The sequence below is a fragment of the Pedobacter ginsenosidimutans genome (assembly GCF_001442625.1).
In the GTDB taxonomy this organism is placed as follows: domain Bacteria; phylum Bacteroidota; class Bacteroidia; order Sphingobacteriales; family Sphingobacteriaceae; genus Pedobacter; species Pedobacter ginsenosidimutans.
On record NZ_LMZQ01000008.1, the window covers coordinates 84,680 to 107,022 of the forward strand.

17 protein-coding genes are annotated in these 22,343 nt (G+C 36.9%); 15 read left to right on the forward strand and 2 right to left on the reverse strand.

The genetic code is table 11. From position 1 onward, the window contains the following. Nucleotides 1–200: 200 nt before the first annotated feature. The gene (locus ASU31_RS13375; protein ID WP_057932807.1) at nucleotides 201–674 is read right to left on the reverse strand and encodes a ribonuclease H-like YkuK family protein; all 474 of its coding nucleotides are present in this window, start codon (nucleotides 672–674) and stop codon (nucleotides 201–203) included. Nucleotides 675–911: 237 nt separating this feature from the next. Between ASU31_RS13375 and ASU31_RS13380 the strand changes: the two genes are divergently transcribed. The 5 genes from ASU31_RS13380 to ASU31_RS13400 all read left to right on the forward strand — a co-directional run bounded on the left by ASU31_RS13380 (nucleotide 912) and on the right by ASU31_RS13400 (nucleotide 6,481). Further along, nucleotides 912–1,130 (forward strand): hypothetical protein, encoded by a 219-nt coding sequence (locus tag ASU31_RS13380; RefSeq protein ID WP_029274122.1) that lies wholly within the window; start codon nucleotides 912–914, stop codon nucleotides 1,128–1,130. A gap of 50 nt (nucleotides 1,131–1,180) precedes the next feature. Then, the gene (locus ASU31_RS13385; protein ID WP_057932808.1) at nucleotides 1,181–2,485 is read left to right on the forward strand and encodes a DEAD/DEAH box helicase; all 1,305 of its coding nucleotides are present in this window, start codon (nucleotides 1,181–1,183) and stop codon (nucleotides 2,483–2,485) included. A gap of 303 nt (nucleotides 2,486–2,788) precedes the next feature. Further along, nucleotides 2,789–3,022: a DUF1456 family protein gene (locus ASU31_RS13390; RefSeq protein WP_029274124.1), complete on the forward strand. Its 234-nt coding sequence runs from the start codon at nucleotides 2,789–2,791 to the stop codon at nucleotides 3,020–3,022. Next, nucleotides 3,006–5,702, forward strand: coding sequence for a TonB-dependent receptor (locus tag ASU31_RS13395; protein WP_057932809.1), 2,697 nt, complete (start codon nucleotides 3,006–3,008; stop codon nucleotides 5,700–5,702). Before ASU31_RS13390 ends, ASU31_RS13395 begins: the two co-directional genes overlap by 17 nt. Before the next feature lie 44 nt (nucleotides 5,703–5,746). Then, complete coding sequence (locus ASU31_RS13400) at nucleotides 5,747–6,481, forward strand: GDSL-type esterase/lipase family protein (protein ID WP_057932810.1); 735 nt, start codon at nucleotides 5,747–5,749, stop codon at nucleotides 6,479–6,481. A 210-nt stretch (nucleotides 6,482–6,691) separates the two neighbouring features. Here the strand turns inward: ASU31_RS13400 and ettA are convergent, their stop codons facing one another. Beyond that, a complete protein-coding gene (gene ettA / locus ASU31_RS13405) occupies nucleotides 6,692–8,371 on the reverse strand; it encodes an energy-dependent translational throttle protein EttA (protein ID WP_057932811.1) in 1,680 nt (559 codons plus the stop codon). A gap of 402 nt (nucleotides 8,372–8,773) precedes the next feature. Between ettA and ASU31_RS13410 the strand changes: the two genes are divergently transcribed. The 10 genes from ASU31_RS13410 to ASU31_RS13460 all read left to right on the forward strand — a co-directional run bounded on the left by ASU31_RS13410 (nucleotide 8,774) and on the right by ASU31_RS13460 (nucleotide 21,226). Continuing rightward, nucleotides 8,774–9,763, forward strand: a complete 990-nt coding sequence (locus ASU31_RS13410; protein ID WP_057932812.1) for an SH3 domain-containing protein — start codon at nucleotides 8,774–8,776, stop codon at nucleotides 9,761–9,763. Nucleotides 9,764–10,066: 303 nt separating this feature from the next. Then, nucleotides 10,067–10,447: a LytR/AlgR family response regulator transcription factor gene (locus ASU31_RS13415; RefSeq protein WP_057932813.1), complete on the forward strand. Its 381-nt coding sequence runs from the start codon at nucleotides 10,067–10,069 to the stop codon at nucleotides 10,445–10,447. 138 nt (nucleotides 10,448–10,585) lie between these two features. Beyond that, a complete protein-coding gene (locus ASU31_RS13420; protein ID WP_057932814.1) occupies nucleotides 10,586–12,451 on the forward strand; it encodes a DUF5977 domain-containing protein in 1,866 nt (621 codons plus the stop codon). Between the two features lie 12 nt (nucleotides 12,452–12,463). Next, on the forward strand, nucleotides 12,464–13,261 hold the full coding sequence (locus tag ASU31_RS13425) for a hypothetical protein (RefSeq protein ID WP_057932815.1): 798 nt from the start codon (nucleotides 12,464–12,466) through the stop codon (nucleotides 13,259–13,261). A gap of 30 nt (nucleotides 13,262–13,291) precedes the next feature. Next, nucleotides 13,292–15,427 (forward strand): hypothetical protein, encoded by a 2,136-nt coding sequence (locus tag ASU31_RS13430; protein WP_057932816.1) that lies wholly within the window; start codon nucleotides 13,292–13,294, stop codon nucleotides 15,425–15,427. Nucleotides 15,428–15,429: 2 nt separating this feature from the next. Then, nucleotides 15,430–18,420 carry a hypothetical protein gene (locus ASU31_RS13435; protein WP_057932817.1) on the forward strand — a complete coding sequence of 997 codons (2,991 nt, stop codon included), beginning with the start codon at nucleotides 15,430–15,432 and terminating at the stop codon, nucleotides 18,418–18,420. 9 nt (nucleotides 18,421–18,429) lie between these two features. Then, nucleotides 18,430–18,756 (forward strand): hypothetical protein, encoded by a 327-nt coding sequence (locus ASU31_RS13440; RefSeq protein ID WP_057932818.1) that lies wholly within the window; start codon nucleotides 18,430–18,432, stop codon nucleotides 18,754–18,756. A 509-nt stretch (nucleotides 18,757–19,265) separates the two neighbouring features. After that, nucleotides 19,266–19,658, forward strand: a complete 393-nt coding sequence (locus ASU31_RS13445) for a hypothetical protein (protein WP_057932819.1) — start codon at nucleotides 19,266–19,268, stop codon at nucleotides 19,656–19,658. Nucleotides 19,659–20,027: 369 nt separating this feature from the next. Further along, a complete protein-coding gene (locus ASU31_RS13450; RefSeq protein ID WP_057932820.1) occupies nucleotides 20,028–20,576 on the forward strand; it encodes an REP-associated tyrosine transposase in 549 nt (182 codons plus the stop codon). 296 nt (nucleotides 20,577–20,872) lie between these two features. After that, nucleotides 20,873–21,226 (forward strand): hypothetical protein, encoded by a 354-nt coding sequence (locus ASU31_RS13460; RefSeq protein WP_057932822.1) that lies wholly within the window; start codon nucleotides 20,873–20,875, stop codon nucleotides 21,224–21,226. The last annotated feature ends 1,117 nt before the right edge of the window (nucleotides 21,227–22,343 follow it).

The following is a 22,343-nucleotide window of genomic DNA, read 5'->3' on the forward strand; positions in this document are numbered from 1 at the left end:
TTTAGGTTTAACCACAAAGTTCGCAGAATGAAGGCACAGCGATCGCAAAGTTGGAGCGCAACGAGTTTCGTCATCCCGACTGAAGTGCAGCGGAATGGAGGGATCTATGAGGGATATTGATCATCAACGTGACCTATAGATTTCACGGCTGCGCTCGAAATGACGGTACCCGACTTCGGACCCTAAGCTTTCCGACTTACTTAATGCACCATTTTATCTGCACAGGTAGAACTGGCAAATGCCTCCGGTTTAGCCTTGAAAATAAAGCCCATGCTTAAAATATATCCCATGGCATCGTTAAGTGCTTTGTTCGATTTAAACGATGGACTGGTGTTGATATCGGCATGTACTTCTAAAGCCACGTCATAAATATCAAGTAAATCACAAATAGAATAAGCAGTTTCGATTGATTTTTGTACTTCCATTAACATCCTTTCTTTAATGCTTACCTGTTGTGTGCTCTTTTCCTGATGGATGTACATAAAACCGCCATGATGTTCTCTTAACAGCACAATTACGGTTGCAAAATCGGTTACTGCACCTTTTACCTGTGAATCGGTACCAATGCAAACTTTAAGCTTAAAACCGTTTTGGCTTTCTCTGATAATCGCGTTTTCTACTTCTTCGAGGATTGAAGATTGAATAATTTCACCACTAAATTTTTTCCACGTCATACATTTGTGTTTTTTGAGGTTAATTCCAAAGGAATCCCTTTGGGACGAATGGTAATCAGGTTTTTATAAAAATAAGTGCTAAAAATTAAATATGTGTTAAGGTTAGATTGTTTATTTGCTAACAAAAAGTTAGTTATCAACAAGTTAGTGATAATAGTTTAGATGAACTTATTATTTGTTGAAACAAATTATTATTCGGTCCGTTAATATTTGTACATTCATTAAAAATTCTTAATTATGAGAGCAGAATTAATTCAAGAGCTCCAGTTATTACAAAATAGCAGAGCGAATAAATTTGCAGATGAACTGGCAGACAAGATCTTATCTTCGGTTGATGCAGTTAACGAAAAAGTGCTATCATCAATGTCTAAACGTGGTAACATGTTAATGTTGCTCGAGAAAAGATTAAACTTTTCTACGCTACGGAAACTTAGGGAAAGATTTTTCAAACCGTAACTAAGGGGATAGTTCGGGTCGTAAAGAGAAATGATTACCTTTATGGCGGAATGATAGAAAATGCCTTAAAAAAATTAAACATTGCTGCACTTAACGAGATGCAGGAGTCTTCAGTAAAAGCAGCTAAGACTGGCAAAGATGTTATATTAATTGCGCCAACGGGTTCAGGGAAAACGTTGGCCTTTTTATTGCCATTACTTTCCAACCTAAAAACCGGAGTAAAAGGAGTGCAGGCCTTGGTTTTGGTTCCGTCGAGAGAGCTAGCCCTACAGATAGAGCAGGTTTTTAAACAAATGGGTACTTCATTTAAAGTAAACTGCTGTTACGGTGGCCATGCTGTACGGATAGAAAAAAATAATCTTGCACATCCACCTGCCGTCCTGATCGGAACGCCTGGTAGGATAGCTTACCATTTAGAGCATCAAAACTTTGACGAATCTTTTATCGAAACCTTAGTTTTAGATGAATTTGATAAAGCACTGGAGTTTGGCTTTGAGCAAGACATGTCTTACATCATTGGTTCGCTGCTTTCGTTAAAACAGCGTATACTTACTTCTGCTACCAAAATGGAAGAAATTCCGGTTTTTGTAAAGTTAAATGTGCCTGTTGAAGTCGATTTTTCAAAAAATATTGAAGCAAAACCAGATCTAAAGCTCAAAAAAATAACTGCACCTGCAGCCGATAAGCTAGATTACCTTTTCAGATTACTGAGTAAAATAGGTAGTAAAAATACATTGGTTTTCTGTAACCACAGGGAAACGGTAGATCGGATAAGTGATTTACTTTTCGAAAACGGTTTAGGACACGATGTTTTTCACGGTGGGATGGAGCAGTTTGATCGCGAAAAGGCATTGCTTAAATTTAGAAATGGTAGCCATCGGATTTTGATTACAACAGATCTGGCTGCCCGTGGTCTGGATATTCCTGAGGTGGAACATATTGTACATTATCAATTGCCCTACACCGAAGATGCATATATCCATCGAAATGGTAGAACGGCAAGGATGCACGCAAAAGGAACAGCCTATGCCATTTTAACTACAGAAGAGCACTATAAATATTTACCGGAAGATATTGAGGAGGAAGTTTTATCAGCGCAATATAAATTACCAGAAGCCAGCGATTGGGTAACTTTATATATTGCACATGGGAAGAAGGATAAAATTAACAAAATTGATATTGTAGGTTTATTTTTGCAGAAAGGTAATTTAACAAAAGAAGACCTTGGCCTGATCGAAGTTAAAGATACTACCAGTTATGTGGCGGTTAAAAGAAGCAAAGTAGAGAAACTATTGAAAGCATTAAGCGGCGAAAAAATTAAAGGAAAAAAACTTAAATTAGAAGTAGCGAGTTAGTTCATTGGTTCATTGGTTCATTGGTTCATTGGTTCATTGGTTCATTGGTTCATTGGTTCATTGGTTCATTGGTTCATTGGTTCATTGGTTCATTGGTTCATTGGTTCATTGGTTCATTGGTAAAATGGGGATTAAAGTTCGAGATTTATTTTTGTAGTCATTCAATAATTTATTTATTCAACCGTTTATTCAATAGCTCAATATACTCATTCATTAATTCTCTAATCTAATCACGCTATAATCCGCTAACTCAATCACTCACTAATTCAGATATTCTCTAATTCAATCATTCAAACATTAAAAATGAGCAACAACGATATATTAAAAAAACTAAGAGTAGCTTTATCATTAAAAACAGAAGATATTATAACCATTTGCGACCTCGTTGGATTTAAGGTAACGAAGGCAGAGCTGGGCGATATTTTCAGAAATGAAGACCATGAGAATTTTAAACCTTGTGGCGATCAGATTCTGCGTAATTTTTTAAATGGTCTTGTGATTTACAAAAGAGGTCCGAGGGATGAGAAAAAGCAATAATTTATGCTTTTTAATATTTTTTATACTGATCACACTTTCCTTTAACGCTCTCGCTCAGTCTCAGTTTAAAATAAGTGGTAGTGTAATCGATTCTTTGAAAAAGCCTGTTGAGGGTGTAAACATCCGATTGATTACCGATAAAGATACGCTCCGCTCAAATTCTGACGCGAAGGGAAACTTTGCATTCGCAAAAGTAGCCCGAAATAAATTCTACCTTACCATTACTGCATTGGGCTATAAGCCATTTGCTTCTATTTACGAAATCGAATCTTCGAAAAAAAGCTCCGTTTTAGAACCCATTACGCTCAAGATGGAAACGATCCGTCTCGAAGATGTAGAGGTTAAAGTAAAGGTAGACCCCATTAAGATCAAGAAAGATACGATTGAGTATAATGCTGCTGCCTATACCGTAAGAGAAAATGATAAGGTGGAAGATCTGTTAAAACAACTGCAAGGCATTGAGGTTGACGAAAAAGGTGCTGTTACAGCAATGGGCAAAAAAATGACCAAGTTGCGGGTAAATGGAGAAGATTTTTTTACCAGTAATGTAGAAGATTACATCAGGCAGTTGCCCGCCGATATTATTGCTAAACTACAGGTAATTGAGGATTATGGTGATGAAGCCAATTTTACAGGCATAAAAGTGGGTACACCACAAAAAATGTTGAACCTCGTTACTAAGCCTGGCATGGACAAAGGTGTTTTTGGCGGAGTGAATATGAGTTCTGCCACTAATAATGCACATAATTTAGGTGGTAACGGTAGTATATGGAAAAAAACGAAGCAAATTGGTTTTGGAGGCCGTTATGGTATTACTAATAATGAGTTTACCAAAATGAACAATGGGGGTTTAAATGGTAATATCAGAGATAAAATTTCGAAAGAATTTAGCTTTAATGGCGGCTATCATTTTAGTAATGGAATTAATAAATCTATTCAGAGTAATTACCTCGAAACCTTTAACCCGCAGGGAACAATATTTGATTTAAGAGAAAGTGCCAATAATTCCAAATCGCTAAACAATAACATCAATCTTGGTTTAAATGGAGCCACAAAGAAAAACTATTTTAATATTTCGCTTAGTGGGGCTTTGGCCAATACCCGTAACGATGCGGTTTCTACTTCCAATAAAACAGGTTTTATCAAACAGGATCTGATGTCTAATTCAGGTTCGCGGAACAGTAATCCTAATGTTAACGGAAGTATCAATTGGTCTAGGCGGTTGGCTAATAATAAGCGGTCGTTATCTATGGGATTTAATTTCGGCACAAGCGAAGGAAATTCAAACAGTGCGATTAATGATATGATCAGGTATTACAACGAAACCACCAACGTACTGGTTAAAGATTCATTACTGAACAGATTGGTTGATAATAATACCTCGAACTCCAATTTTGGGGGTAATTTCCAATTTTCCAATTCATTAAAAAGGCCAAACGACAGTACAGGATACAGTTTTATTAACCTGTCTTACCGTTTTTCAGTTAGCAGGAGCCGGAATTTGCAAACTACAACGGTTACCAATCCGTTGGGGAACAGTTTTGTTGTCGATTCGCTGGGGCAGGATTATGTATCTAATTTTATCAATCAGAATTTCGGTATCGGTTTTAATACCAACGCAAAGCGGATCAGTTATAATTTAGGACTCAATTTTTCGCCCAGCATCATTATTGGTAAATACCAGAACACAGGGCAAGAGCTAAAAAACTATCAGTTAAACTTTTCGCCATCTGCCAATTTAAGTTATCAGATTAAAGATAATGGGAATTTGAGTTTTGGTTATAATGGTTACACCAGTTCGCCCGATTTTAATAAACTACAACCCGTTAGAAACAATAACGATGTACAGAATCTGATTATCGGTAATCCAGATCTGAAAGCAACTTCGAGCCATACTGCCGATTTTAGCTATAATCAATTTGACCTCAAATCGGGATTGAGTATTATGGCAGGTTTATCGGGAACTTTTGCTTTTAATAGTGTTGTAAGCAATACTGTTTTTCTTCGGGATACACTGAATAGCCTGAAGCAACAAACTACCTATGAGAATGTTAATGGTGTTTATAATGTTGGGGGGAATTACTCGCTCAATAAACGGTTAATGACCAATAAACTGTCGCTCTCCATTAATGGGAATGTTGCCTATAACCGTAATGTTTTTTATACCGAAAATGTACTAAACCGGAGTAGTGGAATTAACGTTTCGAATGCTTTTAGGTTTAACCTGAATGAGAAAAAATATTCTTTTAATACCAGCGTGTCATACAGCTTTAGTTCAAACACTTATTCTGTAATGAACCAAAATATTAAGAATATACAGGTTTTGGCTTTAAATGGCAGTGCCAGTTGGATTCCAAGCAAACGTTTTAGGGTAAATGCATCGGCCTCTAAAAGTTTAAATTTTGGCTATAACCTATATGCCGGCAACCCATTATTAGTGAACATGGGATTGAATACTTCTTTCTTGAAAGATAATAGACTCCTTTTTTCTATCCAGGCAAACGATCTGTTTAATCAAGGCGCGCTTTTTAGTACGAGTATTACCAATAATTCCATCTCCGAAAACAGAACGCGGTTTATCAGCCGCTTTGTGCAGGCCACACTGGGTTATAACCTGAGCCAGTTCGGGAATAAAAAAGGCAGAACGAATGTAAATTTAAGTGGAGTAGAATTTAATTAATCGGAAATTAATTAGTTTAGCACTTTGTTCAAATCGAATGCCCCATGAAAAGTAAAATCCTGATCCTTTTTTTATTGGTCTTTGCAAGCAGTTCATTTGCACAGTTGAAGACAGATTCGTTAAGTAATAAACCTAAAAAAGAGAATTTTACTGATGACTGGGCTGCGCTAAGCAAGTACCAGAAAGAGAATGAACTTTTACCACCACCAACCAGAAAAGAAAAAAGAGTTGTTTTTTTAGGGAGTTCGATATTCGAATTCTGGAAGCAAAAAGATCCTGAATATTTTAAGGATAAACCTTATCTGGATAGGGGAATAAGCGGACAGATTTCGCCGCAACTGCTCATCCGTTTCCGGCAGGACGTAATTAACCTTAAACCTAAAGTAGTGATCATTTTAGCGGGGAGCAATGATATAGCAGGTAATACAGGTCATGTTACCAACGACAAGATTATGGAGAACATTAAATCGATGGCAGAACTGGCGAGGTTGCATCACATTAAAGTGATACTCTGTAAATACCTGCCTGTTTACGAATATCCATGGAATAAGCGCATTAAAGCAGCCGATAGCATCGTGAAGTTAAATGAAAAAATTATGGCCTATGCCAAAGAAAAAAAATATACCGTTTTAGATTATTGGACACCACTGGTAGATGAACGAAAGGGACAGCGTGCCGAACTAACGGTAGATGGTGTTCATCCCAACCTTGCAGGTTATAAAATAATGGAAGGCGTAACAGAGGCTGCGATCAAAAAGGCCTTGAAAAAGTGGCATTGATTTCCCAACTAGATTGGGAACCACGTAGTGCTCATGAATGCCTTTGAAGAGAAGAAAGCTTATGAATAATCGTAATGCAATAGGCTTTAAGATTAGCTTCGCTGAGCACTTTGTGGTTCCCGCATGCGCGGGAATGACGATAACTTTAAAAAATAATTTCCAAATTAGACCTCAAAACAAAAAAGTCCCGATTCTCATCGGGACTTTGTATTAATTCAGTTTTTTATATCTGATGCGTTTTGGGGTAACATCACCTAAACGTTTCTTGCGGTTTTCTTCGTAATCTGAGTAGTTTCCTTCGAAGAAATAAACTTCAGAATTGCCTTCGAAAGCCAGGATGTGCGTACAGATCCTATCTAAGAACCACCTATCGTGACTGATCACTACGGCACAACCGCCAAAGTTTTCTAGGGCTTCTTCCAGTGCACGTAAAGTATTTACGTCTATATCGTTGGTTGGCTCATCCAGTAGTAATACATTTGCTCCCTTTTTCAAGGTAATGGCCAAGTGTACACGGTTACGCTCACCACCTGAAAGGATACCTACTTTTTTCTGCTGATCGCCACCATTAAAGTTGAACTTTGAAACATAGGCACGTCCGTTAACGGCTTTAGTGCCCAGTTGGATATTGTCTAATCCATCGGTAATGTTTTCGTAAACAGTTTTATCGGCATCTAAATCGTTGTGCATTTGATCTACATAACCCAGTTCTACGGTTTCGCCTACACGGAAAGTACCGGCATCTGCTTCTTCCTGTCCGGTAATTAAACGGAACAAAGTGGTTTTACCTGCACCATTGGGGCCAATAATACCCACAATACCTGCCGGAGGAAGAGAGAAGTTTAAATTATCGAACAATACTTTGTCGCCATAAGCTTTGGTAACGTTTGTTGCCTCAATTACTACATTACCCAAACGAGGTCCGGCAGGGATGAAAAGTTCCAATTTATCTTCTCTTTCTCTGCCATCTTCTGAAGCTAATTTATCGTAGTTGGCTAAACGCGCTTTAGATTTTGCATGACGTGCTTTTGGTGCCATACGTACCCATTCTAACTCACGTTCTAAAGTTTTCTGGCGTTTGCTCTCTGTTTTCTCTTCCTGCGATAAACGTTTTGCTTTTTGATCTAACCAGCTGCTGTAATTTCCTTTCCACGGAATACCTTCGCCACGGTCTAACTCTAAAATCCATCCGGCTACGTTATCTAAGAAATACCTGTCGTGGGTAACAGCAATAACGGTTCCTTCGTAATTTTGTAAGAATTGTTCTAACCAATCGATACTTTCGGCATCCAAGTGGTTGGTCGGCTCATCCAATAATAATACATCAGGGTGTTGAAGCAATAAACGGCACATGGCCACACGACGGCGCTCACCGCCTGATAATACACCGATTTTAGTATCAGGATCAGGACAACGTAAGGCATCCATAGCTCTTTCTAATTTCGAATCAATTTCCCAGGCACCTAAAGCATCAATTTTATCCTGAAGCTCACCTTGCCTTGCCATCAGTTTATCCATTGCATCAGGATCTGAGTAGTTTTCCTCTAAGCCGAAAGCTTCGTTTACTTCTTCGTACTCTTTTAAAATAGCAGTTACTTCGGCAACGCCTTCTTCAACCACCTCGCGAACGGTTTTTTCAGGATCCAAGATCGGCTCCTGCGCCAAATAACCTACTGAATAACCTGGTGAGAAAACCACCTCACCCTGGTAAGATTTATCTAAACCGGCAATAATTTTTAAAAGTGATGACTTACCAGAACCGTTTAAACCGATAACACCGATTTTGGCTCCGTAAAAGAAAGAAAGGTAAATATTTTTTAAAACCTGTTTTTGTGGAGGGTAAATTTTATTTACACCTGCCATTGAAAAGATTATTTTTTCGTCAGACATTATAATGTATTGTTTTTAAAGTAGTTAATGCTAAGATTGATAAAAGAAGGCTAAAAGTCTTTTTGAAAATTTCTCTTCTTATAGACTGATTTAATCCGACTAAATAATGGCAACATCAAAATTGCTCACAAAGATAAGAACAACAGGCCCATTACAAAATGTTTGTAAAGTATATCGTAACTTTTGATCTATTCTTTCATCTTGTTCTTAATGAAACGTCAGTTTTCCCATTTTTTTCTTCCCATTTGGATTAATTTACTTGGAATCCCGGGTACCATATTGGCGTTGAAAAATAATATTATCTTTTGTGAAAAAAAGCTGTAAATTTCTTAGCGCATTCATTATTGTTTAAATCGTCGTCTAGACAGTAATAAATCTACTCAAAGAACAAAAATTGCTACCATGACATCTAAATTTGGCTTTACAAAACTTAACATCTCAGAATTTGAACAATGGCTCTCGAAGCTAAAAGTAGCTAAGACAATTGTTTACATCCAGGAACACCATACCTGGAATCCAAGTTATATCTCTTTTAAAAATGACAACCATTTTGAGCTACAGCTTGCCATGAAAAATTATCATGTGAACAATAACGGCTGGATGGATATCGGACAACATTTTACTACCTTCCCTGATGGCAGTATTTTAACAGGGAGGAGTTTGGAACAAACTCCCGCATGTATTTTTGGCTTTAATTCTAACGCTATTTGCATAGAAAATCTGGGTAATTTCGATCTGGGTAAGGATACGATGACAACTGAACATAAAGAGACCATCGTAAGGATCACTGCCGCTTTATGTAAAAAATTTAGTATTCCTGTTAATAGCGACAAAATTGTTTACCACCATTGGTTTAACCTTTCTACAGGAGAACGAAACAATGGTGCCAAGAATAATAAAACCTGTCCGGGTACTGGTTTCTTTGGTGGAAATAAGGTAAGCGACTGCGAAAATAACTTTCTGCCCCTGGTAGCTAATGTTTTAAAAACAGCGGTTTTGCCTCCAAATATCCCCGTACTAAAATATGTATACGTTACTTCGGATACTTTAAACATCAGAACAGAGGCCAATCCCAAAAGTAATATCGTAAAAGACAGGGAATCGGCTATACTGGGTGCTATCCTTAGGGTTTACGAAATCAAAAATGGATGGTATAAAATTTCTTCTTCTGCCAGTAATTGGGTAAATGGTTCATATACAAAAGATGTAACGCGTTACACTGTAAATGCCAATACCTTAAATGTACGCAGTGGCCCCGGAATCGACTATCCCAAAGTTGCTTCCATCTACAAAAACCAGGAAGTATTTGTCATCGACGAAAAAAATAGTTGGTTTAAAATTTCTTCGGATAATAAATGGGTTAAAAAAGAGTTTCTAACTATAGTAACGTAGTTTAAACTTTCAGAAATTAGACTGATTAGTTGTGTTAAATATGATACGTTTTATGACCATTATGTATGGTTAATTGCGTTTTTGTTATTATCTAATACTATTGTTTTGGTCTCTTTTGAGTTGGTTTCTACTGATTTACAAATGCTTTACCCTTAAAGGTTTTTAAAATAATTTAGTCGTCAACATATTAAACAGGAATGTTTAATCATGGCTTAATCTACCCATGAGGTTGCGTGTGCTCAGTTTTTTTAACCTTTTACACAAATAACACATACAATGAAAACCTATAATTGATTAAACACTATGCTCTCTACACAGAACTCAGCTCAAAAGCTTATTATCTCCAACAGTGACTATATTCATGTTGTACAGTTTGATGAAATTGTTTTTTGCCAGTCTGATGGTTGTTACACCCATATCAACCTTCATAACGGGCAGAAACATACGCTGGCCAAATCTTTATCTAAAATCTGTACACAACTTTCTTCCAATCAGTTTATCAGGATCAGCCAAACTTATCTCATTAACAAAACTTTTGTAAATAAGATCGACCGGAAAAAGAAGAATCTTTATCTTCTTGATCGGATCACAGTTCCTTTTACCATTTCCCTTAAAAATTTAATGGAACTCATCAGCGATTCCATTCATCCGAAAATTAATTTAACAGATGCGGATAATGGCTAGAAATATATCAATACTTAACGGTTAGCGTAGAATACTTAAACGTTGCTTCTTGCATTTCGGTTTGGGTACAATTCGATCTATTTTTAACTATTACTTTAAGCGAAAAAGCTTAAACACGTAAAGTTAATCCAGAAACCGATGCCTGATCATTTTTGCCTTTATGGTCCACCGTTTACATTAAGTGGTGAACTATATTTTAGCGATACCGTTGTTAATTTTAGTGTTGATTTTAGTAATCCTGCTGATGAACAAAGTATTTTAGCCTATGAATGGTATTTAGACGATGTACTCGTAATTGATGAGCGTAGTGCCGGTTTTGCAGGTAAGGTATATTGCGGCGGCCATAAAATAGGGGTAAGGGTATTAAGCAGTGAGGGCTGGTCTGGCATTAAAAGTCATTCTTTTTATACCTGCAAAGCACCAATTGCGATCATTATTCAGGGCCCAGATGTCATTAACGAGGGCGAATCAGGTACTTATCTCGTTTTACAGCAATTTTCTGATGGTACTGTAGAAGATTTAACCAATAAATATACTTTTACAGTTAACGGAGGGGGCAGTTTTAACGGAAACGTATTAACTACAGTTAAAAATGATAACAGTTTTAGCGATGAAATCATTACCATTACCGCAACACCTGTAAGTGGTGCGCCCGTTACTAAACAGGTAACCGTTAAAAATACTACTCAGTTTAATTCTGCTGTTCTGGTAGTGGATTTATTTAACGATAGCAGCCTGAATGTAATCGGCCTGATCGATAATCCTGAAGTGACCGTTAACCATCAGTCTGTTTTTACCGGAAATAATTTTATACCTGTATCGGTGATTGCTGAAAATGCCTATATGCTGGCATCAGATCTGATCCCGGGATCATCTACCAACTGGCGCTTTGAGTTTAACTTGGCTAAATTGATTACCGAATATCCAAACACAACAGACTTTGTATTTTATATAAAAGGCCGCGGTGCAGCAGATCAGGGTTTAAACGGAGCTTTCAGCTTAAAAACTAAAGAAGCTAAAATGATCATGACCGGCAGTGCTGGTAGTTATGTGCCAAGTGTAACAGGTGGGGAAACAGTAGGTTACAGTTCGTTTAGTTCTTATAGTGTTCCGGGTGCAAATGGCAGTTATGAGGAGAATGATTTATTTACCATCATCCGTTTCAATTACAATGTGCCTGCCGATACATTAACCTATACCATTCCGCCACGTACTTATCTTTCTAATCAGATTAGTGAAGAGGTGCAAAGAAATAACTGCGGAACTGGCTTTGTGGGTTCTGATGTATTGTATATTCTTCCTTATGGTGCATTCACTTCGACGGTAAGCCAGGCAGATGCTGATACACAGGCAAGAATTTTTTATGACAATAACAAACAGCAATATGCCAATGATCATGGAACATGTGAAGTAGAGCCAAACTATCATTTTAAATCGAGCACAAGTGGTTCTTATCCTGTTACCATGACAACAGGTTATACCTCTGGGAATTGTGCACAGCAGGTTGCGTTTTACGCTACCATGAATAACCAGTCGGTGGTAATAGATAATACGAAGGGCACCACTAATTTAATGCCATGGGGTGCCAATACCCGAATGTTCAAGGTACCTGCTACAGGTGTATACCGGGTAAAGGCCCGCTTGGTTGGTAACATTGCCTGTAATCCGGTAGGTGGCGATGCCGATCATGAACAAACCATCAGCTTCTTGTTTACGCGTACCGGAGGGGCCGAAACTAATTTAATTGCACCAGGGCAAAATAGTGCAGGTGGTTATAGTGCCGCAGAATATTGTTTGCCAGGACAGTATGTTATCTCGAAAGGTATGACCCTGCCTATTGATATCAATTTTAGTATGGACTTTAATATGGTTGCAAACGAAGAGGCCAATTTTAGAACAAGGATTAATCTACGTACCTATTTCAACCAGCAACAGGGCGCAAAAGAAACCAATACTACCAATTTTAATTTCTCACTGCTTGAATTAGAAATCGAAAAACTTTAGCGATAGCTCACAATGAAAAAAATAATCAAATATAAGGCAGTTACCATATTAATGGGTTGCCTATTGGTTTGGCAAGGCCTAATGGCTCAAAAAGTAGCCGTTAAAGATGGAACCATACAGGTTGATGGAAAGGAGTTAGCCAAAATTGTAAAAATTAAGGATAAGGAAAATTTTGGTCTGACCAGTACTTATGAGATATATGCACTTAATGGTGAAAAGCTGATCATTGCCGCCATTGCCACCGATTTTGCCGAAAATAGCAATAACAATGGTTCTTATTATTACCGCTTATCGTTTCTAACCAATCAGCAACAGGCTATTTTTAGACTGAGTAAACTGGGACCTGAAAAATCACTTGCCACCCTGATCGGCCAGTCTGGTATCATTGTGAACAACCAAATCGATCCAAAAATGTTTACTGAATTTTTAGCTAAAAAAAGCGTTAACCCGCCCATTGCCATGGAGTATAAATTGGTAGAAAGAAACCATCTTGGTACACCATACATCAAGGGCAAGCAGATTTATCAGGGCCTGACGCTTATCGGCGAGTTTAAAGATATCAGTACGCGGCCAGAATACGATACCTACGAATTTAGTACCGCCATGGGGCTTGTGGTGGCCCGGGTAAATTTTACAGGTGGTATTAATGCACAAAACTTTGTGGTAACCACTTATAAGGATAAGGTGACCACACGGATAAACATCCCTACACAGGGTAAATATTCAATATCACAGCAGCCAGGTGTAGACCGTAATGAAATGGCGCTTGTACGCATTGCCGATTGGCTGGCCAAAAACTGGTATTTATAATAAACTCATTTAGCTAAGATATTTTTAAGCATGACTCCATTTATTCCCACATCGTACTTTTTTACCGATCCTGCTTCGGTCAGCCAAACGACGGCGCAAGCCTTTGGGCCCGTTTCAGAAAATGAGTTTAACCTTACGGCTAAGTTTACCAGTACCGGGGCTCAGGCTTTTGCCGTATGTAAAGGTGTGGTATTAATCCAGCCACAGGGAGTAGGTAGCGAGGTGGTAAACTTAATATTGCGCCCTTACGAGCAGCCCATTAACGGGCTTAATATCCGTTATTTTGTTTACCGTGGCTTAAAAAAGAGCGATTTCTTTAACGGCGAAAATGTACTGGCAGATGGCAATGATGTATCTGGTTTTATTAAAGGGATCAATAAGAGTTTTGCAGGTTTTTACAAAAATGAAAATGTACCGCCCTTCCTGGCCAAATACATCGGTTTCGATCCCACGCAGCAGGCTGCTACTTTGCCACTCGACCAGTTTTTCTTTAAGGATTCTGAATATGTAGATAATGCCGGCCAGTTTGTAGAAAAAGAGGAGACCGCTTTCGAACTACCCATGGTAGCCAAAGGTACCTCATTAGGCCAATTCATTATTGGCGAATGCGGCATTGATGTGGTGCTCAATTATGGCGATTACCAGTTGCCGGCTCCTAATGCCGAATTTAATTTCGACCTTAACTATGCCAGGGCAGCAGGAGCAAGCATCAGCCTGGCGACGATTACCGACGAATTTCAAAAGAAACTGGTGAAAGAGCAAATTACACAGTTTTTAGATGTGGCTGCTTTTTATGGTTTTCATTGTGGCAATGGCTCGGTTAACATTAACGGGACTGCTACCAAGGGCGAGGCCATATACACTGCGGCAGTAAGTAAGTTTAGTACCAAAAACAAACTTTACCTCTATATCCAGAGCGATCGTTGCCGCTCGTATAATTTTTATGGCAACTATTTAATTAACAGTACCGGTACCGAAAGTTTAAAACTGGGCACCGTAGAAACAGGTTTAACCGAACATGTTTATGGTACCAATGGCTGGCCTTTGTTAATAGATGAGGCCACGCATACACCCGCTACTGCAAGTAACTCCTTGTTTTTGCAACTGGTAACGGATAATGGTGCAAATAGCATGTTCTACGGACAGGTAGCCACAGTGCTTGCTGCAAAAGAAAACTTTTTAAATGCAGAAGCTTTAAAAGCCCCTAACGCTACTGATGGTACACCCAGTTTGTTTACCAAAACCATTACCCTCACTAATCCAGCGGTGGCCACTGGAAATACCGGTTTAAATATAGCCAGTTTTAATATCCTCATTTACCAGGGATATAACTATCCTTATATTTTAGGGCAGGAAACCGATGACCAGAATGTAACCACAAACGTATTAGGCTTGCCCAATTTCTTTGATGATGTATTCGATCAGCTTAATGCTACGCCATTGTTAAAAGCAACAGAAAATAGCGATTATGCCGTACTTTCTTCGCAAAAGGTAAAACTCATCAGCCATTATCATGATAAGACCCAGCTGGGTATTTCTGCCGTACAAACCTTAAACATTAATGATGTAATTGAAACCGATGATCCGCTTACGCCGTTGTTAAAACGGGTAACCTACATTACCGAAGCCGTTGATGTATTAAACTCGGCACTTTCGGTAACTGGCACGCTTACACCCGATACCAAATCCAATCCTTCGGTTTCGGGGGCGGTTGGCGATAGCAAAACTTACCAATTACCCGATGCCTTTTACTATAGTTTACAGCTATTTACTGATAGCACTGAAACCATTACCGGGCTTCAGTTATTGGCCAAAGATGGCAGCACACCGAATAAGATCATTTTGGGGCTAACCCAGGAAGAGAATGATTCATTGAAATCACTCATAGTTACTAATGGCTTAACGAATGCCAGACTTTTCTTGATTGATCTTTTTATAGATGGAAATGAGCTTATTTCTGCTGAGAATATCATCTATCAAAAATATAAAGCGGGTATAGTGGGGGAGACGGCTGCAGGAGAACTGAAATTATACCTGCCCGCAACTGATGTGATGGTTTATTCGCTGGAGCGGAAATATCATTTTACAAGTGCATATAGTAAGTATATGAAAGAAGATAATTATTTACAAGAGTTAAATATGGTAACTATAGATAATAAATTATAAAAATGGCAGATTCGGTAATTTTATTTAATAACGATATTGTTCCATTATCAGCAGTTAGCGATAAAGAAATTTTTGATCCATCAGATCAGAACATGCTTTTCTTCCCAAATGGACGGTTAAAAAGATTTGTGAAGAACAATAAGGCTTACTTAGCTCTTTTCGATCAAAAAGTAATATCAAATGGAGAACCTAAATTCAGAGGTTATTTTTTAGAAAATAACTTTTGGGATTTTAATAAGGATAATATAAGAAGAAATGCTACTGAGACCGACAGGAGATATCTAAACTTTCCTTTCGAATATAATTATCCCCTTAACTATCATCCAAGCCAAAATCGAATAGTTATAGCTTACAAGGATCTTGTGCTAGAGCCTGATGGGAACAACAGCTCTAATTTAAAGATAGATGTTAAATATAAGTTTTTTAATTATGAAGATATTAAACAAATTATTGAGACTGTTGATTTTGAAAAGCCAAATAACGCTGATATAAATCATCTATATTTGAGTATTAATAGTTCTTTAGTCCCTTATTATTTTTTTATAATCAATAAACAAATTCTCGGCGCCAATAAACAGCTAAGAGATTTAACGACAGGTGAAATAGATGAATTATTAGAAATAGTTCAGGTTTTTAACATTATTATCTCGGATGTAGATTTAATAAATTATCTTACAACCAAGGGAATAATGGAGGCATTTAATGTTCACTTGAATCTTCCAAATAGATATAATACAATACCTTTTGGTGAAATTGATCCAAAATATCATAATATTTATAATGAAGAATACTTTGCTAGATTTAGATTGAAATTGATAGAATTTAGATATTGGCTTTTACGTTATAAACAAAATTATAACGACATCAATATTGATGAATTAACTATTGCCATTCTTAATATATTCCCAGTTGATGAACTGGCTTCTTTAAGCTACGATTTTAAAATAAAAGCAATGGACCTGATTCTTGGAAAGAGGAGCGGTTGGACAAACTTCTTTTCTTCTCCAACTTTGAATTTAAAAGAGGAGGAGGCTATCGTAAAAATTGTTCGCTCGGTTTATAGGGAAATACAAGGAACTCCTAATTATCAAGAAATTAACATGTTTTTGAAGTTTTTAAATTCTGTCTCTTCAAATCCCAATGTAACTAAGGAATCTTTAACTTACTATGAAATCTTATATAGAAAAATTACTGATCCCACACTATTTGGGGATGACGGCAGGGGACAGAAAGGCCAATTTGTACATGCTGTATATGGCTTATGGTTGGAAAGTGAATATAATCCTGCCCATTCGGATCAAGTTATTGCTACCAATGCCTTAACAAAATTTAAGTATACAACATATAGAGCGGATTACGATTATGAGGTAACCCATAAATTTCACGAAGAAGCAGCACCTTTACTGCTAAATTATAGATCAGAGAAAGTTCTTTTATGGTATTCGGATAATTATAATTTTAAATTTTATGGTCACAAGATAGTTGCATTGGATACCGTAACAGACACCGTTGCAGGGTATTACAATATTTATCAGCCGATTGCTTTAGCAGCTACCAATCATGATGATACAATAATTAAGATGCCAATAAAGGGAATATCTAATGTTAATAGTCCCAATAATGCACAGTTCGTAAATAATTGCATTCCTATTTTTTATTTACAGTATGTAGATGACCTAGGTGATTACAGTGACGCAAAACAGGTTATTGGAACTGTGGCAAATGTTGCATTGTTTTTCACTGGGATAGGGGAGATTGCAAGTTTAAGATATTTAAGATACTTCTCAGTACTTAAAAATATTGGTACTGGTTTAAGTTCTGCTGAAGAATTATTATTGTGGAAAGCCGTTGGGAGTTTAACTTCTTTAGCTCAGGTTTTATCTTCGGCTGCGAGCTTAATCTATCAAATTGCGACCGATAGCTGTGCCATATACTATAACAACGATTTACCACCCGCAGAGGGAACTCCTGAATTTGAAAAGTATAATTTTTGTCAAGATGTAAACAAATGGCTGTTTGCTTTAGAACTAGTTTCTCTTTCTGCAGATGCACTAAGTAGAAGACTTCTAAAAAGAGCGAGCCAGAGAATGTTAAAATCTATGCCAGCTGATGTAGCAGCATCTTTGCCAAACGCTGAACGACAATTACTTAATGAATTGGCCGATATAGCAGAAGATATAAATAAATTTTTAAATGAACTTTCAGATTATCCTAATGTTAGAGATCATATTTCTGCTTTAAAGCTTACGGATGAAAAAAAAGCATATGAATTTGCTTTTGATTTTAAAGGGAATAAAATAGCTCTTCAGGAATTTAATTCCGATATTACGTTGATCGATGAATGGGACGAAATAGAATTTCTATTAGTATATAAAAAAGAAATAAATTTTTTAAAATCCTATAAAAGAATAAAAAATGATAGCGTCCTATTAGGACATATTCATAATGGAGAGGCTACATTAACGAGAAAACAACGACCGATACAATCAGGGGGGGGATTTTATAATGATGCAAATGTTTCTGGATATCATAACCTTGACAAAATTAAAAATCCACCGCCTGGACCCGGCGAAATTAGCTTTAAAGGACAACCTAAGTATTCAAATCCTTTAGATTTAAATGCTAGTTATCAACAAGGCAAAATAGAGCGAAACATGTATGACAAAATTGATGATATTACCAATAAACCTTGGAGCAAAAAGGCAAATACACCACCGAATAGTCCATTGCATCCAGATCATCTGAAAGTCAAAGATTATACTTATAATGTTTTTTGGCCAAAGAATTATAGTACTAAAAGAATTAACGAAGAAATGGCATATGCTTACACGACTATTAATATAAATGCACCCATTACTAAAGTGAATAAAGAGGGTATAATATCTAATTTATATTCTGGTAAAGCAACTGATGGACATGTAATCCATTTTCAATATTATGATGGGAATATAAGATCAGGAACATTAAAATCAATTTATCCAGCTAACTTCTAAAATAAAGAAATGAATACACAAATTTTGAACAAATACGGATTTAATTTCATTAAAAAGGCCGATGGAACAAAGCTAATATCAAATACATCCACAAGTTATATAGCAAGTTATATATCAGAATATAGTGCGCCTGAACTTATTCAGGAATATATCGATGATGTTGATCGGTGTCTATCTGGTCAATTTGACTTAGTAGAGGATACAACTAAAAGTACAGATTTTATTTATGCTAAATTGTATCCTGATGGGTTGTACTTTGATGATGACGAGATGTTACCACTCTATGATCTGAGAGAATTATTGAGCTCTTGGAAGGAATTTTTAGAAGGAAATTAATTTTCGTCCTAGCGCATCCGTGTGCCTGATGGTTTAAATAAAATTGTTCAATATTCATAATGCCACAGCCCTCGCTAGCGCACGCGTGCCGCGTGTGCAATATAATTAAGCAATTCACACACTCGTTTATTTAAGAGGTAGTAATTTCATCAGTCTCTTAAATAAGAGTATAGCAAAAGGAAGTCCTTGACGAGTAGTAAAGCCATTTACTGTCGATACTCAAGCCTAACAAAATATTTAAGAAAGTACAATTTTATTTTCGGTCATTTTCTTATATTGTAAACTACAATCCTTTGCTAGCGCACGCGTGCCGCGTGTGCAATATAATTCAGCAATTCACACTAAGGATTGATTGGCATTGATCTATTGGTTTAACCAGGGCACAAGTCGGGCCACTGCTTAGGGCCGGGACGCTAAGACTTGCGCCAGAATGGGCTAGCAATGGCGTATAATCTTCAAAATACATTTAATGATCATTACAGTTATTTTCAATTAAATTTTTAATAAACATGAATAAAGCAAAACAGTATCATTTGAATTTTAGAGTCTTTTCTCGTGATGATGGTAGAAAAAGACCGAATGTTTATTCAGATACAGACTCAAATGGAACTATTAATGGAGACGTCGCCAGTTTTATGGACTCTCTAGGGCCAGATGGAGTTGATTGGGTTGTTGATGAAATAATGAGCCTTAATGCATTTAATTCTAACACTAATGGTTATACAATTATTGGGAGTTATGAGGTAGTAGTAGAAATATTTTCTCCACCAGCTAGGGCCGTTTTTAACGAAGGAGGGGGAGCAGATATCGTGATACCTTTACAGGATTTTTTAGACATTTTACAAGAGTGGAAGAACTTTTTACTCTCGCTCCCTTATAAACATGACTTATCCAATAAATAGAATAGTAATATTTTACCCTCGCTAGCGCACGCGTGCCGCGTGTGCAATATAATTAAGCAATTCACACACTCGTTTATTTAAGAGGTCGTAATTTCATTGGTCTCTTAAATAGGAGTATAGCAAAAGGAAATCCTTGACGAGTATAAAGCCATTTATATTCGATACTCAAGCCCACCAAAATATTTAAGAAATTACAATTTTATTTTCGGTCATTTTCTTATATTGTAAATTACAATCATCTCTATAAAATAAAGCCATTATCTGGCCAGCTACCCAGCTAAAATGGTTAATTCATCTTGTATTTTATAAAAAATAAAGCGTAAAAACTTTTACTGGCACAGGTGTGTCACATGTGAAAAACCTAAAGAAATGAGCCGTAAATATAAATTTTATAATAAGGAAGGATTATACTTTGTAAGTTTTGCAACAGTACATTGGATAGATATATTTGTGCGGCATTTATATTGCGATATTGTTGTTGATAGCTTAATTTACTGCAAGAAAAACCTAGGCTTAGAACTTTATTGCTGGTGCATTATGCCAAGTCACATACATTTAATATTTAGTGCAAAAAATCATAATCCAGCTATTTTATTGGGCAGAATAAAAGAATATACTTCCAAAGAAATTGTCAAGGCAATTAAAGAAAACAGTCAGGAAAGCAGAAAAGAATGGATGCTTTGGATGTTTGAGCGGGCAGGCTTAAAAAGTAGTAACGTTAAAGGATATCAATTTTGGCAACACAACAATAAACCCATAGAATTGTGGAGTACGGTAGTTATTGAGCAAAAGGCAGATTACCTGCATGATAATCCGGTAACAGCAGGTTTTGTTAACGAGGCCTGGCATTGGAAATATAGCAGTGCAATAGATTATAGTGGAGGTAAGGGGCTGATAGAATTGGAAGAGTTGGGATAAACGAAAATGCACACGCGGCACGCGTGCGCCAGCGAGGGGAAAAGTTTGCACACGATTTGGAATCCAAACTGGTCTGATTTAAGAATTAAGGAAGAGATGGCTTTTGCATTTGAATCAAAAAAAGTAACAAGTAATTGGAGAACCATAGATATGGTTACAGGTAAGAAGGAAATTATATATAAGTCTTTCCTCTCTGATGGGACTAGAGTTGAAATTATAATGAGGAATTTTGACACCTATTTAAGTAAAAATTATATTGATCATTTATCAATATTCACTTTAAAATTGTAATAATTATGACTAAAAGAGAAGAATATAATTTGTTTTTCAAGAAATCGATAGATGATGGATATACTGAATATGGGTGTTATACTAGTTATACTATAGGAGATAATCAGACGTATGAGAGATTAGCAGCTAAACTTACTCTTATGCATAGAGTTGAATGTGAGGGTTTAATTGAAAGTATAATAGCTGCACAAAGTAATAAATATTATGAACAATATTTTGCCATTGATAGTGATAGTGCCAGTGATGATGATGGGATAGAAATTGCTCCTCCAAATGTGATTATAGATGGTAAACTAATAATTTCATTTACTGATATGATTCAAATTTTAGATGAGTGGATTGATTTTATAAATAAATAATTCGGTGTGTTTTTCTTAAGGTAATTCAAGTAACTTTCCTGAGCCCCTTTGCTAGCGCATGCGTGCCGCGTGTGCAATATAATTCAGCAATTCACACTCTCGTTTATTTAAGAGCTCCACTACTAGCGCAAGTCTTAGTGCCTAGGCTAGCGGGGCTGGATGACTTGTGCTTTCATTATTGATCTTAATATACTGCCAAAGCGCAGGTAAGGACAATACTTAAATCAATGGATACTAGGAGAATGAAGAGATTCTTGTACAATCTTCAATTGACTCTTCATTCTCAATCCGAAAATAATCAACAATACAGCCAAGCCTCGGGTTTTATTACTTAAAACATCCCGTTACACAGAACTACCTGCAACGCCTGAACTATCAACTGCAGGCTCTGAACTACCAACTGCAAATATAGAACTGCCAATTGCAAGTTCAAAACTCCGATCTGCAAGTATAGAACTCCCAACTACAAGGTCTGAACTATCGACTGCAAGTGTAGAACTATGAACTGAAAGCATAGAACTACGAACTGCAAGGTCTGAACTACGAACTGCAAGGTCTAAACTATCGACTGCAAGTGTAGAACTACCGACTGCAAAGCCTGAACTATCAACTGCAACGTCTGAACTATCGACTGCAACATCTGAACTATCAACTGCAAGTACAGAACTGCCTTCATTTATGCCCCTAGCTAGCGCACGCGTGCCGCGTGTGCAATGTAGCTTAGCAATTCGTACTAAATTCTATTTAAGAGCTCGTAATTTCATCGGTCTCTTAAATAAAAGTATAGCAAAGTAAATCCTTTACGAGTAAAGTTATTTACAATCGATATTCAAGCCTACCAAAATATTTAAGAAAGTACAATTTTATTTTTGGTCATTTTCTTATATTGTAAATTACAATCACCCCACTGGCGCGCGCGCGCCGAAGGAGTTGGATTACAGATTAAGATAAATCGTCATCTCGACAGCGATGGAGATGACGCCGATTTTTAGTATCTGTCATTGATAGTATAGTCGAAGGGTCTTTATCAGCTATTTCTTAAACCCGCATCATCGACTTTGGACTCAAGACTTCGAACTAAATTCCAATAAAATCCCCATTACTGAAGTATTTTATT